The organism is Deinococcus radiopugnans ATCC 19172 (assembly GCF_006335125.1).
Classification (GTDB): domain Bacteria; phylum Deinococcota; class Deinococci; order Deinococcales; family Deinococcaceae; genus Deinococcus; species Deinococcus radiopugnans.
The window spans coordinates 19,324-37,655 of the sequence record NZ_VDMO01000017.1; the positions used below are offsets into that span (position 1 = coordinate 19,324).

Annotated in this window: 21 protein-coding genes; 8 read left to right on the forward strand and 13 right to left on the reverse strand. The window is 67.5% G+C overall.

The features are described 5' to 3' along the window. Window positions 1-29: 29 nt before the first annotated feature. The 5 genes from rsfS to cdaA form a co-directional block, all read right to left on the reverse strand. On the reverse strand, window positions 30-422 hold the full coding sequence (gene rsfS, locus FHR04_RS14825) for a ribosome silencing factor (RefSeq protein ID WP_221265548.1): 393 nt from the start codon (window positions 420-422) through the stop codon (window positions 30-32). After that, window positions 419-1,735, reverse strand: coding sequence for an LCP family protein (locus FHR04_RS14830; RefSeq protein WP_249039146.1), 1,317 nt, complete (start codon window positions 1,733-1,735; stop codon window positions 419-421). The genes rsfS and FHR04_RS14830 overlap by 4 nt, the downstream gene beginning before the upstream one ends. 26 nt (window positions 1,736-1,761) lie before the next feature. Then, window positions 1,762-2,319 (reverse strand): bis(5'-nucleosyl)-tetraphosphatase (symmetrical) YqeK, encoded by a 558-nt coding sequence (yqeK, locus tag FHR04_RS14835; RefSeq protein WP_170213976.1) that lies wholly within the window; start codon window positions 2,317-2,319, stop codon window positions 1,762-1,764. A 282-nt stretch (window positions 2,320-2,601) separates the two neighbouring features. Continuing rightward, window positions 2,602-3,591: a CdaR family protein gene (locus FHR04_RS14840; protein WP_170213972.1), complete on the reverse strand. Its 990-nt coding sequence runs from the start codon at window positions 3,589-3,591 to the stop codon at window positions 2,602-2,604. Next, window positions 3,588-4,478, reverse strand: a complete 891-nt coding sequence (cdaA, locus tag FHR04_RS14845) for a diadenylate cyclase CdaA (RefSeq protein WP_249039147.1) — start codon at window positions 4,476-4,478, stop codon at window positions 3,588-3,590. Before cdaA ends, FHR04_RS14840 begins: the two co-directional genes overlap by 4 nt. A gap of 125 nt (window positions 4,479-4,603) precedes the next feature. Here cdaA and FHR04_RS14850 point away from each other — a divergent pair, with 125 nt between their 5' ends. Continuing rightward, window positions 4,604-5,284, forward strand: a complete 681-nt coding sequence (locus FHR04_RS14850) for a metal-dependent hydrolase (protein WP_139404104.1) — start codon at window positions 4,604-4,606, stop codon at window positions 5,282-5,284. 18 nt (window positions 5,285-5,302) lie between these two features. On the opposite strand, the gene FHR04_RS14855 is transcribed toward FHR04_RS14850, so the two are convergent. From FHR04_RS14855 to FHR04_RS21020, 3 genes are all read right to left on the reverse strand, one after another. Further along, window positions 5,303-6,043, reverse strand: a complete 741-nt coding sequence (locus tag FHR04_RS14855) for a segregation and condensation protein A (RefSeq protein WP_039685960.1) — start codon at window positions 6,041-6,043, stop codon at window positions 5,303-5,305. Between the two features lie 27 nt (window positions 6,044-6,070). Next, window positions 6,071-7,069 carry a tryptophan--tRNA ligase gene (gene trpS / locus FHR04_RS14860; RefSeq protein WP_139404105.1) on the reverse strand — a complete coding sequence of 333 codons (999 nt, stop codon included), beginning with the start codon at window positions 7,067-7,069 and terminating at the stop codon, window positions 6,071-6,073. A gap of 100 nt (window positions 7,070-7,169) precedes the next feature. Beyond that, entirely contained in the window at window positions 7,170-7,307 is a 138-nt protein-coding gene (locus FHR04_RS21020; RefSeq protein WP_170213973.1) for a hypothetical protein, read from the reverse strand. Window positions 7,308-7,428: 121 nt separating this feature from the next. Between FHR04_RS21020 and FHR04_RS14865 the strand changes: the two genes are divergently transcribed. Beyond that, on the forward strand, window positions 7,429-7,611 hold the full coding sequence (locus tag FHR04_RS14865) for a DUF6440 family protein (protein ID WP_039685956.1): 183 nt from the start codon (window positions 7,429-7,431) through the stop codon (window positions 7,609-7,611). Between the two features lie 287 nt (window positions 7,612-7,898). Here FHR04_RS14865 and FHR04_RS14870 read toward each other — a convergent pair whose 3' ends face one another. From FHR04_RS14870 to FHR04_RS14890, 5 genes are all read right to left on the reverse strand, one after another. After that, window positions 7,899-8,606, reverse strand: a complete 708-nt coding sequence (locus tag FHR04_RS14870) for an ABC transporter ATP-binding protein (protein WP_039685954.1) — start codon at window positions 8,604-8,606, stop codon at window positions 7,899-7,901. Then, window positions 8,599-9,516 (reverse strand): ABC transporter ATP-binding protein, encoded by a 918-nt coding sequence (locus FHR04_RS14875; RefSeq protein WP_139404106.1) that lies wholly within the window; start codon window positions 9,514-9,516, stop codon window positions 8,599-8,601. Before FHR04_RS14875 ends, FHR04_RS14870 begins: the two co-directional genes overlap by 8 nt. Next, window positions 9,503-10,510: a branched-chain amino acid ABC transporter permease gene (locus FHR04_RS14880; RefSeq protein WP_139404107.1), complete on the reverse strand. Its 1,008-nt coding sequence runs from the start codon at window positions 10,508-10,510 to the stop codon at window positions 9,503-9,505. The genes FHR04_RS14875 and FHR04_RS14880 overlap by 14 nt, the downstream gene beginning before the upstream one ends. Next, complete coding sequence (locus tag FHR04_RS14885; protein WP_039685949.1) at window positions 10,507-11,367, reverse strand: branched-chain amino acid ABC transporter permease; 861 nt, start codon at window positions 11,365-11,367, stop codon at window positions 10,507-10,509. The genes FHR04_RS14880 and FHR04_RS14885 overlap by 4 nt, the downstream gene beginning before the upstream one ends. Before the next feature lie 163 nt (window positions 11,368-11,530). Next, window positions 11,531-12,670, reverse strand: a complete 1,140-nt coding sequence (locus tag FHR04_RS14890; RefSeq protein ID WP_139404108.1) for an ABC transporter substrate-binding protein — start codon at window positions 12,668-12,670, stop codon at window positions 11,531-11,533. Between the two features lie 194 nt (window positions 12,671-12,864). Here FHR04_RS14890 and FHR04_RS14895 point away from each other — a divergent pair, with 194 nt between their 5' ends. From FHR04_RS14895 to argH, 6 genes are all read left to right on the forward strand, one after another. Next, a complete protein-coding gene (locus tag FHR04_RS14895) occupies window positions 12,865-13,326 on the forward strand; it encodes an acyl-CoA thioesterase (RefSeq protein ID WP_139404109.1) in 462 nt (153 codons plus the stop codon). 147 nt (window positions 13,327-13,473) lie between these two features. After that, entirely contained in the window at window positions 13,474-14,280 is an 807-nt protein-coding gene (locus FHR04_RS14900) for a response regulator (RefSeq protein WP_139404110.1), read from the forward strand. Window positions 14,281-14,619: 339 nt separating this feature from the next. Next, complete coding sequence (locus FHR04_RS14905) at window positions 14,620-15,867, forward strand: argininosuccinate synthase (RefSeq protein WP_139404111.1); 1,248 nt, start codon at window positions 14,620-14,622, stop codon at window positions 15,865-15,867. 2 nt (window positions 15,868-15,869) lie between these two features. Then, window positions 15,870-16,346 carry a GNAT family N-acetyltransferase gene (locus FHR04_RS21435; RefSeq protein WP_249039148.1) on the forward strand — a complete coding sequence of 159 codons (477 nt, stop codon included), beginning with the start codon at window positions 15,870-15,872 and terminating at the stop codon, window positions 16,344-16,346. Beyond that, entirely contained in the window at window positions 16,343-16,930 is a 588-nt protein-coding gene (locus FHR04_RS21440; protein ID WP_249039149.1) for a GNAT family N-acetyltransferase, read from the forward strand. The genes FHR04_RS21435 and FHR04_RS21440 overlap by 4 nt, the downstream gene beginning before the upstream one ends. Continuing rightward, window positions 16,920-18,332: an argininosuccinate lyase gene (gene argH, locus FHR04_RS14915; RefSeq protein WP_139404113.1), complete on the forward strand. Its 1,413-nt coding sequence runs from the start codon at window positions 16,920-16,922 to the stop codon at window positions 18,330-18,332. Before FHR04_RS21440 ends, argH begins: the two co-directional genes overlap by 11 nt.

Here is an 18,332-nt window from a genome sequence, read left to right on the forward strand (position 1 = left end):
TCCCCTTTCCTGTTGGTCTGAATGGAACGTTATTCCTCGGGGAATTCCATTGTGCGGGCGTCGCTCCACAGCCCCTCGAGGTCGTAGTACTCGCGGGCCTCCTTGGTCATGATGTGGACCACGATGCTGCCGAAGGACAGCAGCAGCCAGCGCTCGCTGGGGCCTTCGACGCTGGGGCGCGGCAGCCCGGCCTCCATGGCCTTGGTGCGGATGTTTTCCTGCACGGCGTTGAGCTGCAGCCCGGCGGTGGCGGTGCAAATCACGAAGTATTCCAGCGTGCTGCTCACGTCCGAGAGGTCCAGCACACGCACGTCCTCGGCGCGGCGTTCACGGGCGGCGTCCACGATGGCGCGCAACTGGCGCTGATCGGTGTCGCGAGTGGAGGGGTTGGCGGGGGCGTTGGGCTTGGTGTTCAGGGTCATGGGGTCTCCGTGGGGGGTGGGGCGCTGGGCGCCGGGGCACGAGGCGCTGAGGAGCTGGGCGCCGGGAAAGTACCGGGCGTGACGGGTGGCGGTGCCGGCAACCCGGCATAGGGAAAAAGGGCCGCGAGATGTTCGCGGGCGTCTACACCCAGCAGGATACCAACCTCGCCCACCTCAACCGGGAAACGCTCACCCTGCAGGCGCGGCAGGCCCAGCAGTTCGGCCAGCGCGTTGGCGTCGGCCACGTCCTGATCGGTGAAGACCTGACTGGCCTCACGGCTCTCGGGCACCTGGCGGACCGTCACCCGCCCGTACCCCAGGGTGTTCAGGGCGCGCTGCGTCGCCGCCCCCAGTCCCGCGCCGCTGGCGTCCACCACACTGACCTTCACGTTCGGGGTGGGCGAGGCGGGCAGGGGCTGATCGCCCCACAGCCGGTCCAACTGTTCGCGGTTGACCGCCAGATTGAAGCTGCCGCGAATGGTGTCGGTGGGCAGCGTGGCGAAGCTGAGCTTGAGGTTGGACAGGTACGGGCGCAGCGCCGTGAGCAGTTCGGGATCGGCGTTGGTCTCCACCCCGTTGCCGATGCCGCCCAGAATGGTGGGCAGCGCGGCCAGACCACGCGGGCTGCGCAGTTTGGCGGCCAGCTGCGCCAGCGCCTGCTTCTGGTGGTCGATGCGTCCGTAATCGTCCCCGAAGCCCTTGCGGACGCGCAGGTACAGCACGGCCTCCTTGCCGTCCAGGTGGTGCGGCCCCGCGTCCAGCTTCAGGTTGACCCCGGCGGCGTTGTCCACCCACTCGATGCCGCCCTCCGGCACGGTCACGTCCAGCCCGCCTAGCGCGTCGATCACCCGCTCGGCGTAGTCGGTGCGGACCACCACGTAGGAGTCCACCCGCTCGCCCACCACCGTCTCCACCGCGTGGGTCAGCGCCTCGGGGCCGCCGGAACCGTAGCGGCTGTTGATCTTCTGCAGGCTGGGCCGCTCGTTGGGATCGAAAGGACCGACGTTGGTATCACGCGGAATATTCAGCACCCGCACGCGCGAGCCGTCCACCTTGACCAGCATCAGCGTGTCGGTGTTGGGCGGCTCCAGCGCGCCCTTGGGATTGTCCTGGTCCTTGCACGGCTGGTGGTAATAGCAGTACACGATGTCGCGTCCGGCCAGCAGCACCGTGAACTGCGGCGCGGTGCCGGCGCTCAGGGCCAGCCGGGACGCGCCGCCCGCGCCCTGCAGCAGGGCCAGCCCGCCCAGCGTCAGCGCCGCCAGGCTGAGGCCGAAGGTCTGCAGGGCACGCAGCCGCGCCAGGGACCGCACTGGCGCGCGTGGTGTCTTGGGAGCCGTCACTGAAACGCGGAGGAGGCGGGTAGAGCCGGCGTTCTGGACGCGGGCAACTGGGCGCAGCACGGCAGCGCGTGGTAGGCACGCAGCGTGCGCGGATGCACCGTGATGCCCTTGCCCTGCAGGTAAGTGACCTTGGAGATGATGGCCCGTTCCAGCGCCGCGTTCAGGTCCTGCAGCGCCAGTTCGCGGATATCGGCGTTGACGCCGCGTCCAGGCTCGGACACGTCCGCGATGTACACCGCCTGCGCCACAGGATTGCCGCCGCGTGGCCCGGTGGTGTGGTCCTCAACCGCTTCAAGCACCACCGGGTCCTCATAGCCCCAGCGTTCCAGCAGCGTGCGGGCGGCCCGGCCATGCAGCGCCAGTGGGTGCAGTCCGTCGATCTCGCATTCCGGCGGCGCGAGGCGCAGCAGTTCGGTATCCGGCAGGTCGCGGGCAATGTCATGCAAGATGCCTGCTGCGTAAGCGCGGGCCGTGTCCAGCCCGTTGGCGGCCGCAATCTGGGCCGCCAGCTCGGCCACCCGCACCACGTGCTCGAAGCGCCGGGGCCGGACCATCAGCCGCACGCGCTCCTCCCAGCCGGTCCAGGCCGTCGGTTGGGCGTGCAATTTCAGAACGTGGGCAATCACAGGGCGATCACCGGGCCATGTGGCCGATCCTCCACATCATTGGGTCACTATACGCTGCCAGGCTGACGGTGAGTTGACCTGGGCAACAGTTGGAATCAGTTCCAGACACACTTTACTCTCATCAACGTGCAGCTTTTGTTGAAGATTCTGAGTCTGGCCGGCTGTTCCGGGCCGCCTGACGCTGAGGTCTGATCCTGTGCGGGCGCCGGATCAGGGGTTGGCTTCAGGAGTCACGGCCTCGACGCTCAGGCTGACCGTCACGTTCTCCAGCGCCTGCGCGCCTGCCGGCAGCTGCAACCGCACAGGAGTGCTGTAGCTGCCGGGGCGGTAGACCACCGTGCCGCTGATCTCGCGCAGGCGCGACAGCAGATCGGGGGCCGCCACCACCCGAACCGTGCTGGGCTGGATGCTGCGGGCCGTGACCTTCAGGGTGTCGGGCGGAGCATTCAGCGTCACCGGCAGGGTCTTGATCGGCAGCTCCCCGGTGTCCAGTCGGCGCACCGTGACCGTGGCCGGGTTGGTCTGCACGCCCTCGACCGGTTGCCCGTCCTGGTCCAGCGCGATCAGCGGCACCTCCCGCTCCGTGGCCGCGCCCAGGCTTTCGGGGCTGGTCACCAGCTTCGACACCTGCACGATCACCCGGCCGGGTCCAGTCACGCGGGCCTCGGCGGGCATCACCGTGTAGCGCGGCAGGCTGGCTTCCGGCGGCGTGACCACGCTGAGGACCACCGGCAGCGTGCGGGTCAGCTGGGTGTCCACGAAGCCCTGCACGGTGTCCGGCGACTTGCGGCTGACCGTGGTGCCGTTCGGCGCGGCCACGGTCACGGGCCGGGTAAAGCTGCCTTCCGGCGCGCCAGTCACGTCCACGATGGCCTCGATGTTCCCGGCGCGCAACTCGCGCAGCCGTTCGGGCCGCCCCGACAGGGTCACGCGCACGGTGGACGGGTTCAGGTCACTGGTGGCGCGGGTGCCCTCGCCGCGTCCGCCGGTGGTGTCGCGCACCGTGACGGGCACGTCGTAGCCCTGCTCTACGTTGGCGCGGCGGTCCGACGTGGCCACGAACCACAGCGTCACCGCCACGGCCACCGCCAGCAGCTTGGGGCCCAGGTTATGAATGCTGCGCCCCCACGCGTAGCGCGGTTCGAGCCAGCGCCGCCACGCGGGCGGCTCCTGCAGCGGCGAGCCGGAGTCGCCGCTCACGTCTGCTCCTTGCGCGGCTCGGGCCGCCGTTCGGCGCGGGCTTCCGGGGCGGCCTGACCGTTCGGGCCGCCGTCCTCGGGCTCCGCCGCGTCTGCCGGTTCCGGCGGCGCGGCCTTGACAGGCGCGGCGGGGCGGCCCACCGGGTAGTCGTAAACCAGTTCACGCAGCTGCTCGCGCAGCTCGGTGCCGTTCAGGTCCGGGCCCAGCCGTCCGGCCAGCGCGATACGCATGCTGCCGCGCTCCTCGCTCACCACCAGCACCACCGCGTCGGTCAGTTCCGACAGGCCAATCGCGGCGCGGTGGCGGGTGCCGTAGCGGCGGTAGGTGCCGTCGGCGGCCTGCAGCGGAAACAGGCAGCCTGCCGCGATCACGCGCGCCCCCTGCAAGATGATGCCGCCGTCGTGCAGCGGGGCGTTGCGGGCGAACAGCGCCTCCAGAAACGGCACGCTGACCAGCGCGTCGATGTTCACGCCGGTCTCGGCGTACTCGCCCAGCGGCGTGCGGCGCTCGATGGCGATCAGCGCGCCGGTCTTGCGCTCGGCCAGCCGCTCCATGGCGCGGGCCAGGTCCTGCAGCGCGGCCCCGCTGGCGCTGGCGTCGCGCCCCCGCGGGCGGCCCACCCGCTCCAGGGCGGCGCGCAATTCCGGCTGGAACAGCACCAGCAGCGCGAAGATGCCCACGGTCCCGGCCCGGCCCAGCAGGAAGCTCAGGGTGGTCAGGCCCAGCAACTGCGCCGCCACCCACACGCCCGCGAACACCAGAATCCCGCGCACCACGTTCACGGCCCGCGTCCCCACCACCAGCAGGTAGGCCTGATAGATCAGGAACGCCACCACGGCGATGTCCAGCACATCCTGGACACCAATCTGGCCGAACGGGGTGGTCATCAGAGGAACGGAAGACTCCTTAAGAAAAAGTGCGGGCAAGAAGACGGTCAAGCCGGAGGGTTGCGCGCTTACTATACGGTCTGTCCGCACATTCCGCCCCTGAATCCCTTCCCGGAGGACCTCCCATGAACATCCGATTTCTCGGCCACAGCACCTTTTTGCTCCAGAGCGGCGAACACCGCCTGCTGATCGACCCCTTTATCTCCGGCAACCCCACCTCGCCGGTCACGCTGGACGAGGCGCTGACCTGGAAGCTGAGCGCGGTCCTGATCAGCCACGCGCACGGCGACCACTGGGGCGACGCGCTGGCGTTCGGGCAGGCCGGCACACCCATCATCGCCACCGCCGAGGTGGGGGGCTACGCCCAGAAACACGGCGCGGCCAACGCGGTCGCCATGAACATCGGCGGCACCTACGCGGCCGACTGGGGCAAGGTCACACTGACCCCCGCGTGGCACAGCAGCTCGTTTCCGGACGGCACCTACGGCGGCATGCCCACCGGACTGGTGATCGAACTGGGCGGCCAGCGCGTCTACTTTGCCGGGGACACCTGCCTGTTTTCCGACATGCGCCTGATCGGGGACCGTGGCCTGGACGCCGCCATCCTGCCGGTGGGCGATCACTTCACCATGGGGCCGCAGGAGGCCGCCCGCACGCTGGAGCTGCTGCGCCCACGGGTCGCCATTCCCATGCATTTCGGCACCTTTCCCCCGCTGACCGGCGATCCGCAGGTCTTCAAGCGGGACGGCGAGGCCCAGGGTGTGGACGTCCGCATCCTGCAGCCGGGGGAAACGACGGAACTCTGAGCTGAACCAGGAGGGCCCTCAGCCTTCAGTCAGATGCGACTGCACGGCGATGTCGCCGTAGGCCTCGGCCTGCTCCACGCTGAACTCACCTTCCTTGACGCCCTCCAGCAGGGCGGCGAAGTAGGTGGTCCGCTCCGGCCAGTTCTGCGCGGGCAGGCCCCGGAAGGTGAAGGTGCGCAGGCGGGTGCCGAAGGCGCGCAGGGCGTGCAGGGCGTCGGCCAGGGTCAGGCGGTCGCGCGACAGCAGCGGCGTGTCCACCTGCCGCACGGCGTTCTGCGCGGCGCGGACCAGTTTCGCCAGGCTGCCCGCCGGGTTGCGCGGACGCTCGCGGCGCGGCAGGTCCAGCGTCACGGGCCGCGCCGGAATCAGGCCCTCGCGCTCGCGGCGGCGGGCCATGAGAAAGCCCACCAGCGCGTCCAGTTCGGCCAGCGCCTCCACGCCTTCCAGCAGCTCCTCCAGCAGGTCGTCGGGGGCGTCCTCGGGCCACGCTTCCGGCTCCGGCTGGGGCAGCAGCAACCGGGCTTTCAGGGCGATCACGGTGGCCAGGGTGGGCAACAGATCGGGGTGCGCCTCGGCGAAGCTGCCGCCCGTCAGCCGCTGCACCCAGGCCAGCACGCCGCGCGTCAGGGTCAGCAGGCCCACCGCCTGCGGCGGAATGCGCCCGGTCCGCAGGGCGGAGGCGAGTTCGGCCAGCGTGCCGCTGAAGCCGGGCAACTCCACCACGAACCCGCTGGCGGGCGCGGTGACGGCGACGGTCATGGCCCCGGTCTCCTCACAGGTTCTGCCTCACAACTTCAGGAAGCCCACCTTCTCGCGCACCTCTTCCATCACGGGTGCGGCGATGGCGCGCGCCTCCTTCGCGCCCTGCGCCAGCGCGTCGCGGATGTCGTCCGGATTGCGGGCCAACTCCGCCGCCCTCTCCTGAATGGGGGAGAGGGCGGCGGTCACGCCTTCCATCAACCGCTTCTTGCAGTCCACGCAGCCGATCCCGGCGCGGCGGCACTCCACGTTCACCATCTCGATGGTGGGCAGATCCGAGAACAGCTTGTGGTAATCGAAGATCAGGCAGACGTCGGGGTTGCCGGGATCGGTGCGGCGCACGCGGGCCGGGTCGGTGGGGGCCACCCGGAGTTTCTGCCAGATGCTGCCCAGGTCTTCCAGCAGGCCCAGGGTGCTGTTCTCGCCCTTGCTCTTGCTCATCTTGCCGTGGCCGTCCACGCCGGGAATCCGCAGGGCGTCCTTGTTGTACACCGCTTTGGGTTCCGGGAAGGTCTCACCGAAGGTGTGGTTGAACCGCCGGGCGATCTCGCGCGTCAGCTCAATGTGCTGGGTCTGGTCCTCGCCCACCGGCACGGTGTCGGCCTTGTACAGCAGGATGTCGGCGGCCATCAGGACCGGGTACATCAGCAGCCCCGCCGGCACGCTTTCCAGCTGGCCCGCCTTGTCCTTGTACTGGGTCATGCGCTCCAGTTCGCCCACCGGGGTCAGATTGGTGAAGATCCAGCTGAGTTCCTGGTGTTCAGGGACATGCGACTGCGCGAAAAAGACCACCCGGCTGGGGTCCAGGCCCACCGCGAAATTCGCCAGCGCCATCTCATAGGTGCGCCGGGCCAGCAGCCTGGGATCAAAGGCCGCCGGGTTGGTCAGCGCGTGCAGGTCCACCACGCAGTAGATGCTGTCCTTGCCGTACTGCTCGCCCAGCGTGACGTAATTGCGCATCGCCCCGAAGTAGTTGCCGATGTGGGGTTCGCCGGTGGGCTGAATTCCTGAAAAGACGCGCGACATAACCGGGGCATTGTAGCGGGCGGGGGGATGTCTACCGTGCCAGTCTGCCGGGCGGCGAGGCGTCTCCTGCTGTCCATATCCGCGCTGGGCCTGGGGGTGGCTACCCCAGCGTCTCGATGTTTGCCCCGTCCAGCGTCTCGCCGCAGGGTGCGGGCCAGCTGTCCGGGCCACTGGCGACCGGCGAGACGCTGAGGGTGGTGCTGATCGCCCGCGTGCGCCCGCTGCATGGGGCCTTCATCCTGGCCAGCAAGAAGACAAGGTCAAAGCGGGTTGAAGTGGGGCCGCCGAGGCCGGTCAACACGTGACGGCAAAACTGAAGAGGCGACGGGACAGAATTGGAGACCGCGTATGCTGACAGGATGGCGAAAGAAAAGCGTTTCAGGGTGGTGCACGAAGAGAAAAGCCTGACGGAAGTCACACGGATCATCTGTGACCAGGAAACGGGTGTCTGTTATCTGTACCAGTGGATCGGGACAGGCGGTGGCCTGACCGTTCTGGTGGATAAAGACGGTAAGCCGGTGACCATGCCTGCCCAGACCTGATTCGGACTCCGATTGAAAGGTGTTGAAAACACCTGGCAATCCGAGCGAGACTCGCAGAGCTGCGCTAGCAGAGGAAGAGCGTCCTTGTGGGCGTCTGTCCATGACGACAGCGAGCAGGAGAAAAACAGCCCTTCGGACGTGGAGTGTGGACATCGGCGCTGTCCCGATTTCTGTCGCGTTACAAACGGCAGTCCGTATGATTCGGCTCTTCCGCGCCCAGAGTATTGGAGAGTGCAAAGAAAAGGGGCGGCCTCCAGCGCCGCCCCCTCCCTGTGATCTCAGGCTCTCTAGACCCCCAGGTACGCGCTCCGCACCCGGTCATCGGTCATCAGTTCCTGCTGGGTGCCCTGCAGGGTCAGCACGCCGCTTTCCATCACGTAGCCCCGGTGCGCGATGTTCAGGGCGGCGAAGGCGTTCTGCTCGGCCAGCAGCACGCTAACCCCGGCCTCGTTGACGCGCTGCACGGCGGCAAAGACCTGTTCCACCACCAGCGGCGCGAGACCCAGGCTGGGCTCGTCCAGCAGCAGCAGTTGCGGGCGGGCCATCAAGGAGCGGGCAATCGCCACCATCTGCTGCTGCCCGCCCGACAGGCTGCCGGCGGGGGCGTGTCTCTTGCCCACCAGGTCGGGAAACAGCGTGTAGACGCGCTCCAGTTCGCGGGCGGTGCCCGCCGCATCCTTGCGGTGGACAAAGGCGCCCAGCCGCAGGTTCTTCTCCACGCTCAGTTCGGGAAACAGCAGACGGCCCTCGGGGCACTGCGCGACGCCGCGCGCCACGTTGTACTCGGGCTTGCCGCCAGTCAGCGGCGTGCCGTTCCACTTGGCCGTGCCGCCGCTGGCGCGTTGCAATCCCGACAGCGTGCGGAACAGCGTGCTCTTGCCCGCGCCGTTGGCCCCCAGCATCACCACGATCTCGCCGGGATCGACGGTCAGCGAAACGCTGTGCAGGGCCGTGAAGTGGCCGTAGTTGACGCTCAGATCGCGGACTTCAAGCATGGTCAGAATCCTTGGTCAGTGGGACGGTGGCCGGATCAGGGGCGTTGTCCTGGATTGACGCGACAATCACGGAGTCGGCTCCAGCCCCCCTGTTCCCTTGAACGGCGGCAGGTTCTGGAGCGTCAGCATTGCCGCTCTGGCCCATCTGGCCGCCGTGCGCGTGGCTGCCCAGGTACGCCTCGATCACGGCGGGATCGCGGCTGACCTGCGCGGGCGTGCCCTCGGCGATTTTCTGGCCGTGGTGCATCACCAGAATCTCGTCTGCCAGACCCATCACCAGGCTCATCTTGTGTTCCACCAGCGCCACGGTCAGCCCCCCGGTCACCAGTTCGCGGATCAGGGCCATCAGGTTGACCGTCTCTTCGGGGTTCATCCCGGCGGCGGGTTCGTCCAGCAGCAGCAGTTTGGGATCGCTGGACAGGGCCATGGCAATCCCGACGCGCTTCTGGCCCTCCTGGGTCAGCGCCCCGGCGGGGAGGTGCGCCTGCGCGGCCAGCCCCACCCGTTCCAGCGCGGCCATGCCTCCGGCGCGGCTTTCCTGCTCGTCGCGGCGCTCGCGCCCGGTGCGCAGCAGCGCGTCCCACAGCCCGGCGCGCGTGCGGACGCGGTGGCCAATCATGGCGTTGTCCAGCACGCTGAGTTCCTTGTAGATGGTGGTGGTCTGGAAGGTGCGGGCAATCCCGCGCCCCACCACGTCATGCGTGGGCAGGCGCGTGATGTCCTGCCCCAGAAACTCGATGCTCCCCGAAGTCGGCTGGTAGAAGCCCGAGATCAGGTTGAAAAAGGTGCTCTTGCCCGCCCCGTTCGGCCCGATGATGGCCGTAATTTTTCCGGCCTCGATGCTGGCGGTCACGTTCTGAACGGCGTGGTTGCCGCCGAAACGGATGCCCAGCCCCTTAACGTCCAGCACTGGAAACCTCCTTTCCCGGTGGCGTGGTGGGCGGCGGGGTGCGCCGCGCGGTCAGGCGCGTCCACAGTCCGGCCAGGCCCTGCGGCGCGAACATGACCAGCAGCACCAGCAGCGGCCCGAACACGATGTACTGGTAATCCTGCAACCCCTTGAGGTTCTGCGCCAGCGTGTACATCAGCGCCGGCCCGATCAATGGCCCGGCCAGCGTGCCCAGCCCGCCCACCAGCAGGTACAGCAGGATGGTGAAGGTCTGGATCGGCCCGGTGGCCGCCGAACCCAGGAACCCCAGGTACGTGGCGTACAGTCCGCCCGCGAAGCCTGCGATGGCGGTGGACAGCATCATGGCCCGCAGCTTGTGCGAGTACACGTCAATGCCCGCGCTGCGCGCCAGATCGTCGCCGCCGCGAATGGCGATCAGCGAGCGCCCGAACACGCTGCCCCGCGCCCGCGCCACGGCGACTACCGTCAGCGCCAGCGAGATCAGCGCCAGGTAGTAAAAGCCGCCCGACAGCTTCAGGCCCACGCTGTTCGCCAGGGCTTCCAGTCCGGCGGGAGGCTGAATGCCGTTCAGGCCGTCGTTGCCTCCGGTCAGCGCGTCCCATTTGTTGATCACCAGCATGATGATCACGCCCACGGCCAGGGTGAAGATGGCAAACGTATCGCCCTTGGTGCGGAAGGCCACCAACCCCAGCAGCAGCCCGGCCAGCGCGGTGATCGCCACGGCCACCGGCCACGCCAGCCAGAAGCTCCAGCCCACCTTGAGGGTCAGAATCCCGACTGTATACGCGCCGATGCCGAAGAACCCGGCGTGCGCCAGCGGCAGCTGCCCGGTGTAGCCCAGCAGCACGTTCAGGCCGTAGGTCAGAATCGCGTAGATCATGATGTTCACGCCGATGTCCAGTACGTAGCCGGACGGCCCGAACAGCGGCACCAGGGCGGCCAGGACAAACACCGCCACCCATCCCCAGACTCCACGTTGCAGCCAGCCTTTCATGTGCCCCTCTTGAACAGGCCCTGGGGCCGGATCGCCAGCACCACCACCAGCATGGCGAAGCCGATCACGTCGGCAAAATCCAGGCTGATGTACGCGCCGCCGAAGGTTTCCGCGAAGGCCAGCAGGAACGCGCCCACAATCGCCCCCGGCACGCTGCCCATGCCGCCCAGGATGATGATGGCAAACACCTTGAGGTTCATGACCTCGCCCATGCTGGGGCTGACCAGCAGCGTGGGGGCGATCAGGGCCGCCGCCGCCGCCGCCAGCAGGCCGGAAATGGCGAAGGTCAGCGCGCCCACCCGGTTGGTGTTGATGCCCACCAGCCGCGCGCCCTCGCGGTTTTGCGACATGGCCTCGATGGTGGCCCCGGTCAGCGTGCGCTTCAGGAAGTAGTTAAGGGCCACCACCACCACCACGCTCGCGGCGATGATGATCAGGCGCTGCCAGGTCACGATCACGCCGCCGATGTCCACGATGCCGTTGATGGGCGCGGGAATCTGCTTGAAGTCCGGCCCCCAGATCAGTTGCACGGCGGCCTCCAGAAAGAACAGCACGCCAATCGCGGCGATCATGGGCGAGACGTGCGGCGCGTTGCGCAGCGGGTAGAAGATCACCCGCTCCATCAGCGCGGCCAGCAGCGCCACCCCCACGGCGGCCAGCAGCAGCGACGGCACGTAGCCGATGCCCAGTCCGGTCAGCGAGGCGTAGGTCAGGTACGCGCCCAGCATGTATAGCCCGCCGTGCGCGAAGTTCGGCACGCGCATCACGCCGTACACCAGCGTGAGGCCCAGCGCCACCAGGGCGTAGACCCCGCCCAGCGCCATGGCATTGAACAGTTGTTGAAAGAAAGTGGTCAAGCGGGAATCCTCCAGAGAAAGGGGGCAAGGGAAGGCACTGTTCCGGTGCAGGCCGCCCCAGCAGGCCGGTTCAGGCAATCAAAACGCGCCCCGCAACAACTCGTCGGGGCGCGGGCAGCGGGACGGGGCATCCAGGCAGAACCTGGGCGCCGTCCCACCCGCCTTACTTGAAGACCTTGTTGACGCGCAGCTTGGTGTACTTGCCGTCCTTGACACTGGCAATCAGGAATTCGGCGTCGGCGTGGCCGTCCGGGGTCACCCCCAGCATCTTGAAGACCGTCTTGCTCTGGGGCAGCGCCTTGGCGGCGGCGTCCAGCTTGGCCTTGATCTTGGCGGGATCGTCGGTGGTGCCGGCCAGTTCCATTGCCTTGGCGATCACGTTGATGCCCATGTAGTTCAGGGCCGCTTCACTGGTGGGAATCTTCTTGTAGAGGCGCTGGTACTGGGTGACGAATAGCTGCGTGCCGGCGAACTCCTTGGTGGGCAAGACCCCCACCGAGCCGTTCAGGTACGACACCGGCACCACCTGATCCATCTGCTCGAACTTGGCCTGATCCATCACGATGAAGCCGCCCTTGAAGCCCTGCTCGCGGGCGGCCTTGACCACCAGTGCGGTGGGCTGGCTGGGGCCGCCGATGAACAGCACGTCGGGCTTCTCGGAAAGGGCCTTGGTGACGGCGGCGCTGTAGTCCACGGTGGTGCCGTAGTCCACGCCGTTGTTCGCGCCCACGGTGCCGCCCTGCTTCTTCCACTCGTCGGTCACGGCCTCTGCCCACTGCTTGCCGTAGGCGCTGGTGGTGCCCACCATGCCCAGCCGCTTGCCGAAGGCCTTGATCTGGGTGCTCACGAAGGGCTGCAGGTAGTTGTCGTAGCGCGGCGGCAGCATGAAGGTCAGCGGGTTCTTGGCCTCCAGGATCTTGGGCTCGCTGGAGTACGCCACCAGCAGGAATTCCGGGTCACGGGTGGTCAGCGGCTGCACGGTCAGGATGCCCCCGGCGTGCGGCACGAAGATCACGTCGATGCCCTGCGAGGTCAGCCGCTTGACGTTGGTGGCCGTCTCGTTGGGCAGGTAACGGTCATCCAGGCTGACCAGCTTGAAGGTGACCTTCTCGCCGTTCACGGTGACGCCGCCCGCCTTGTTGATGTCGGCGATGCCCATTTCAATCCCGCTCTGGACATCCTTGCCGTAGAAGGCGGCGCCGCCCGACAGGGGGCCGGAGTAGCCGATGTTGACCACCTTGTCGGCGTACGCAGACCCGGCGAGGGCCAGAACGAGGGCAGGGAACAGCAGTCTGGTCTTCATGGGTGAACCTCCGTGATCCAGTCGCGTGGGCCGGGTCTGTGCCGTGCCTCAAACGCGCTGAACGCAGTACAAGTTGTGCGTGGGACACATGCTGTCATGGGCGGGCGGGGGTGTCAAATGCCCGGCCCCCAATTGATGAAGTTCGCGGGTGAAAGGTGCGGGGCGGAGCCGGGCACGCACTACACTGCGGGCCGATGAGTGATCCTCCTGCTGTCCCGCCCGTTGTCACGCCCGCCCCGCGCAGCCGAGCCCGCATGCTGGAACTGGTGTTTCCCAAGGACACCAATTACCTGGGCACGGCATTCGGGGGCTGGGTGCTGTCCCTGATGGACAAGGCCGCCAGCGTCGCGGCAGTGCGCCACGGCGGCGGCAACGTGGTCACCGCCCGCATGGACGGCGTGGACTTCCGCGTGCCGATCCGGGTGGGGGACGCGGTGGCCCTGGACGCGCAGGTGGTGCGTGTGGGCCGCACCAGCATGACCGTGCGGGTGGACGTGTACCGCGAGACCATGACCACTGGCGAGCAGGAACTGGCCACCACCGGAATGTTCGTCTTCGTCTCCGTGGACGACGAGGGCCGTCCCTGCCCGGTCCCTCCGCTCGCCGAGGGGCAGGACACCGGCAGTGCCCACCCGGACCCGGACGCCCGGCCCTGACCGGAAGGCACTCCTGATCCGCCTGCCCCCATCGGTCCTGTTTGCATGAAGTAGTCGCCATCTTAAGAAAGTCTTGTGAAATTCTCATCTTTAGAGGCAACCGCCGTAAGGGGCGCGACACAGCCGCCTGCCTACGCTCTGGTCACTATGACGGCCTCCTCGCTCCACCCCTCGGTCCTGGTCGTGGACGACAGCCCCGGCGTTCTGCTGTCCATGCACCGCCTGCTTTCCCCACATGTCAGCGTGCAGATGGCGAGCAGCGCCCGCGCCGCGCTGGAAGTGCTGACCCCCGAGACCGCGCTGGTGCTGAGCGACGTGCAGATGCCGGGCATGGATGGGCTGGAACTGGCCCGGCAACTCCGCCAGGGCCGCCCTGAACTGGCGGTGGTTCTGATGAGCGGCGTCGTGGAGGACAGCTTGCGCCGTCAGGCCCACGAACTGGGGGTGCTGGAGGTGCTGCGCAAGCCGCTGCGCTCCGAGGTGCTGCTGTCGTCGTTGCGGGGCTGGCTGGGTGGGGAACTGGAGGACCTGTCGGCTGGCGACGAGGACGGCCCGGACGACGTGTTGCCCAGCACCCCGGTGCTGCAGGCCCCGGAACTGACCTTTCAGGCGGCGCAGACCTGCGTGAGCGGCATCAACCTGCTGCCCGGCGTGCTGTCGTCGTGTGTGTTCGGCGAACAGGGCGAGCTGATCGCGGGTTCGGCGCAACTGCCCGCGCAACTCGGCGCCTATCTGGGGTTTCTGTCCAGCACCTCGGCGTCTCTCAGCACGCACTTGGGCGGCGCCCTGCCCATGCAGGCGGTGCAGATCGAATTCGGGGACCGCGTGCTGGTGGTGTGCCCCTTCGGCTCAGGTGTCGTAACGGCTGTGGTGCACGACACCCCGGCAGCCAGCGGCGTCAAATCCTGGCTCCGGACGCGCACCGTGGATCAAAGCCTGCGCGCACTGCATTAAAAAACATCTCCGGAGAGCGGACCATCCCATGTGGCCGGGCACGGTGGAATGGTCCAAAGTCTCGCTATGCTGTGGTGGACTCACAGATTGTATTCTCGGGAGTGGAGGCGCAGCCCGACATTCTGGCAGTGCGCGTCGGTGCCACAAGCCACTTGATCCCCTCCGGCACACCTGCTAGATTGTGTATAGCTATGCGTAAAAATCGCATAACAATACACTCAATGACAAACCCACTTTCCCGACGCTAAACCCACCGCCTGACCCGAAATCTGGGGAGAGGTGGCGTTGGCCTGCGCCGGGATTTTGCGTTGCTCACCCTTTCTAGGAGACAATCACCCCATGACCAACCCCAACACCAGCACTGGCCGCGAAAAAATCGTCCTCGCCTACAGCGGGGGGCTGGACACCAGCATCATCCTCAAGTGGCTGCAGACCGAGCGCAACTACGACGTGGTGTGCTTCACCGCCGATCTGGGCCAGGGTGACGAGGTGGAAGAGGCCCGCGTCAAGGCGCTGAACACGGGGGCAGTGGCGGCCTACGCGCTGGACTTGCGCGAGGAATTCGTGCGCGACTACGTGTTCCCGATGTTCCGATCCTCGGCGCTGTACGAGGGCTATTACCTGCTGGGCACCAGCATCGCGCGCCCGCTGATCGCCAAGAAGATGGTGGAGATTGCCGCCAAGGAGGGTGCGGTGGCGGTGTCGCACGGCGCGACGGGCAAGGGCAACGATCAGGTGCGTTTCGAGATGACCGCCTACGCCCTAAACCCCGACATCGTGACCGTGGCCCCGTGGCGCGACTGGGACTTCCAGGGCCGCGCCGATCTGGAAGCCTTCGCGCATGAACACAACATCCCCGTCCCCACCACCAAGAAAGACCCCTGGAGCACCGACGCCAACATGCTGCACATCAGCTACGAGGGCGGCATTCTGGAAGACCCCTGGACCGAGCCGCCCGCGCACATGTTCAAGCTGACGGTTTCCCCCGAAGACGCCCCCAACGAGGCGCAGTACGTGGAAGTCGAGTTCCTGAACGGCGATCCGGTGAGCATCGACGGCGAAAAGCTCTCGCCCGCTGACCTGTTGCAGAAGGCCAACGAGATCGGCGGCCAGCACGGCATCGGGCGCATCGATCTGGTGGAGAACCGCTTCGTGGGCATGAAGTCGCGCGGCGTGTACGAGACGCCCGGCGGCACGCTGCTGTACCACGCCCGCCGCGCCGTGGAAAGCCTGACGTTGGACCGGGAAGTGCTGCATCAGCGCGACGCCCTGGGCGTCAAGTATGCCGAACTGGTCTACAACGGTTTCTGGTTCGCCCCCGAGCGCGAGGCGTTGCAGGTCTACATCGATCACGTCGCGCAGAGCGTGACCGGCACCGCCCGCCTGAAGCTGTACAAGAGCAACTGCGACGTGGTGGGCCGCAAGGCGCCCCGTAGCCTGTACGACAAGGATCTGGTGTCCTTCGAGGCCGGCGGCGACTACAACCAGCACGACGCCGGGGCGTTTATCAAACTGAACGCCCTGCGGATGCGCGTGCAGGCGCGTGTCGCGGCGCGGGCCGAAGCGAAGGAAACGGCCCAGGTCTGAGCGTGACCCTGCCCCCCGGCCTGACCCTGCGCCCCGCCACCGTGGCCGACGCCGAGACCATCCAGGCCCAGCGCGACGCCATGTTCACCGAGATGGGCAGTGACGTGGCGCGGGTGCGGGCGAGTTCGGCCCCCAGTCTGGCATGGCTGCGCGCTGCGCTGGCCGGCGGCTCGTACTCCGGCCTGCTGATCGAGACAGGGGCACAGGTGGTGGCCGGAGCAGGCGTGTCCTGGCAGGTGTTGCCGCCCAGCCCCAGCACCATCACCCCGCTGCGGGCCTACATCCAGAATGTCTACGTGGCCCCGGAGGGGCGGGGGCAGGGGCTGGCCCGCTATCTGATGGGGATTCTGCTGGCCGAGTGCCGCACACGTGGGGTGGAGCAGGTCAGCCTGCACGCCTCCGACGCGGGGCGCCCCACCTACGAGCGGCTGGGTTTCTTGCCCACCAACGAGATGCGCCTGACGCTGGAACCGTCGTGATTCGTCCCGCCACCCGCGCAGACCTTCCCGCCTTCCATACCGTGATGATGGCGGCGGGCATGGACGCCCGCTCCAGCTGGAACCGCACCTCGCTGGAGGGTCTGGAAGCGTCGCTGTTCGCGCCCGCTGCCGGCGGCTTCGTGGCCGTGAATGGGGGAGAGGTCATTGGCTGCGTCGGCTTTCGCCCGGACGGGGCAGACACGCTGACGCTGAACAGGCTGGCCGTTCTGCCCCAGCATCGCGGCCAGGGCATTGGCGCGGCACTGGTGCGGGCGGTGGAGAGGCGGGCTGCTGAACGTGGATTCGGGCGGGTGCTGCTGGCCGTCTCGCAATTCAATCTGGAAGTCGTTTCGTTTTACGGGCGGCTGGGCTACGCGCAGGCCAATGAGGGGTATGCGTTTGCAAGTCCGGGGAGTCCGGTGCCTGTGGTGCTGGTCAAGATGGTGCGCGGTTCGCGGGAGGCGGGACGCAGGACGGGGGAACTGCGGAAATCTCAAGTCAGTGAAGCCGTGAAAGCACCGCTTTTCCCGCGCCCTGCGCACCGCACACCCAGAGCGCAAAAAAAGGAACACCATGACCCATAACACCAAAGACAAGAAACTCTGGGGCGGCCGCTTTGCCGAAGCGACAGACAGCCTCGTGGAACTGTTCAACGCTTCCGTGTCCTTCGATCAGCGCCTGTACGAGCAGGACATTCGCGGCTCGCTGGCGCACGTCGCCATGCTGGGCCGGGTGGACATCCTGAGCGCCGAGGAAGTCACTGCGATCACCGACGGCCTGAACGCCGTGCTGGACGACATCCGCGCCGGAAACTTCGAGTGGCGTCTGGATCGCGAGGACGTCCACATGAACATCGAGGCCGCGCTGCGTGACCGCATCGGCCCGGTGGCGGGCAAGCTGCACACCGCGCGCAGCCGCAACGATCAGGTGGCCCTCGATTTCCGCCTGTTCACGAAGGAAGCTGCCCTGGATCTGGCCGCCCAGACCCGCGCCCTGCGCGCCTTCATGGTCTCGGAGGCCGAGCGGGCGCTGGAGGCGGGCGTCATTCTGCCCGGCTACACGCACCTTCAGGTGGCCCAGCCCATCCTGCTGGCGCACTGGTTCATGGCCTACGCCGCCATGCTGGAGCGAGACGAGGGGCGGTTTCTGGACGCCGCTGCCCGCATGGACGAGTCGCCGCTGGGCAGCTCGGCGCTGGCCGGGACGCCGTGGCCGATTGACCGCCATACGGTGGCCGTCGCGCTGGGCTTTGCCCGCCCCACCGCCAACTCGCTGGACGGCGTGGGCAGCCGCGACTTCGCGCTGGAATTCCTGAGCGCCTGCGCGATCCTGTCTGCCCACCTGTCGCGCCTGAGCGAAGAACTGATTCTGTACAGCACCTTCGAGTTCGGGTTCCTGACGCTGCCCGATTCGCACACCACCGGCTCCTCGATCATGCCGCAGAAGAAAAACCCCGACGTGTCCGAGCTGGCGCGCGGCAAGGCGGGGCGCGTGTTCGGCAACCTGATGGGCCTGCTGACGGTGGTCAAAGGGACGCCGCTGGCCTACAACAAGGACTTGCAGGAGGACAAGGAGGGGGTGTTCGACAGCTACGACACCCTGTCTATCGTGCTGCGCCTGTACGCCGACATGCTGCCCAAATGCGAGTGGCACGCCGAGAAAACCCGCGAGGCGGCGGCGCGCGGCTACAGCACCGCCACCGACGTCGCCGACTTCCTGGCCCGGCAGGGTGTCCCCTTCCGCGAGGCGCATGAGGTGGTGGGCGGGCTGGTGGGCGTGGCCTCGCGATCGGGGCGGCAACTATGGGAATTGACCGACGAGGAATTGCAGGCCGCCCATCCGCTGCTGAACGCCGAAGTTGCGGCCTCTTTGACCGTGGAGGAGAGCGTGAAAAGCCGCCTGAGCTACGGAGGCACCGCGCCCAGGCGGGTGCGAGAGGCGGTGGACGCGGCGAAGGCCAGGTTGGGCCTGGGTGTGGAGGAGTAG

Excerpts from the sequence above, each read along its gene's own strand:
- rsfS (WP_221265548.1), bottom strand. The coding sequence starts at position 422 with ATGACCCTGAACACCAAGCCCAACGCCCCCGCCAACCCCTCCACTCGC.
- yqeK (WP_170213976.1), bottom strand. The coding sequence starts at position 2,319 with ATGGTCCGGCCCCGGCGCTTCGAGCACGTGGTGCGGGTGGCCGAGCTG.
- cdaA (WP_249039147.1), bottom strand. The coding sequence starts at position 4,478 with ATGACCACCCCGTTCGGCCAGATTGGTGTCCAGGATGTGCTGGACATC.
- FHR04_RS14850 (WP_139404104.1), top strand. The coding sequence starts at position 4,604 with ATGAACATCCGATTTCTCGGCCACAGCACCTTTTTGCTCCAGAGCGGC.
- FHR04_RS14855 (WP_039685960.1), bottom strand. The coding sequence starts at position 6,043 with ATGACCGTCGCCGTCACCGCGCCCGCCAGCGGGTTCGTGGTGGAGTTG.
- trpS (WP_139404105.1), bottom strand. The coding sequence starts at position 7,069 with ATGTCGCGCGTCTTTTCAGGAATTCAGCCCACCGGCGAACCCCACATC.
- FHR04_RS21020 (WP_170213973.1), bottom strand. The coding sequence starts at position 7,307 with ATGAAGGCCCCATGCAGCGGGCGCACGCGGGCGATCAGCACCACCCTC.
- FHR04_RS14865 (WP_039685956.1), top strand. The coding sequence starts at position 7,429 with ATGGCGAAAGAAAAGCGTTTCAGGGTGGTGCACGAAGAGAAAAGCCTG.
- FHR04_RS14870 (WP_039685954.1), bottom strand. The coding sequence starts at position 8,606 with ATGCTTGAAGTCCGCGATCTGAGCGTCAACTACGGCCACTTCACGGCC.
- FHR04_RS14880 (WP_139404107.1), bottom strand. The coding sequence starts at position 10,510 with ATGAAAGGCTGGCTGCAACGTGGAGTCTGGGGATGGGTGGCGGTGTTT.
- FHR04_RS14890 (WP_139404108.1), bottom strand. The coding sequence starts at position 12,670 with ATGAAGACCAGACTGCTGTTCCCTGCCCTCGTTCTGGCCCTCGCCGGG.
- FHR04_RS14895 (WP_139404109.1), top strand. The coding sequence starts at position 12,865 with ATGAGTGATCCTCCTGCTGTCCCGCCCGTTGTCACGCCCGCCCCGCGC.
- FHR04_RS14900 (WP_139404110.1), top strand. The coding sequence starts at position 13,474 with ATGACGGCCTCCTCGCTCCACCCCTCGGTCCTGGTCGTGGACGACAGC.
- FHR04_RS14905 (WP_139404111.1), top strand. The coding sequence starts at position 14,620 with ATGACCAACCCCAACACCAGCACTGGCCGCGAAAAAATCGTCCTCGCC.
- argH (WP_139404113.1), top strand. The coding sequence starts at position 16,920 with ATGACCCATAACACCAAAGACAAGAAACTCTGGGGCGGCCGCTTTGCC.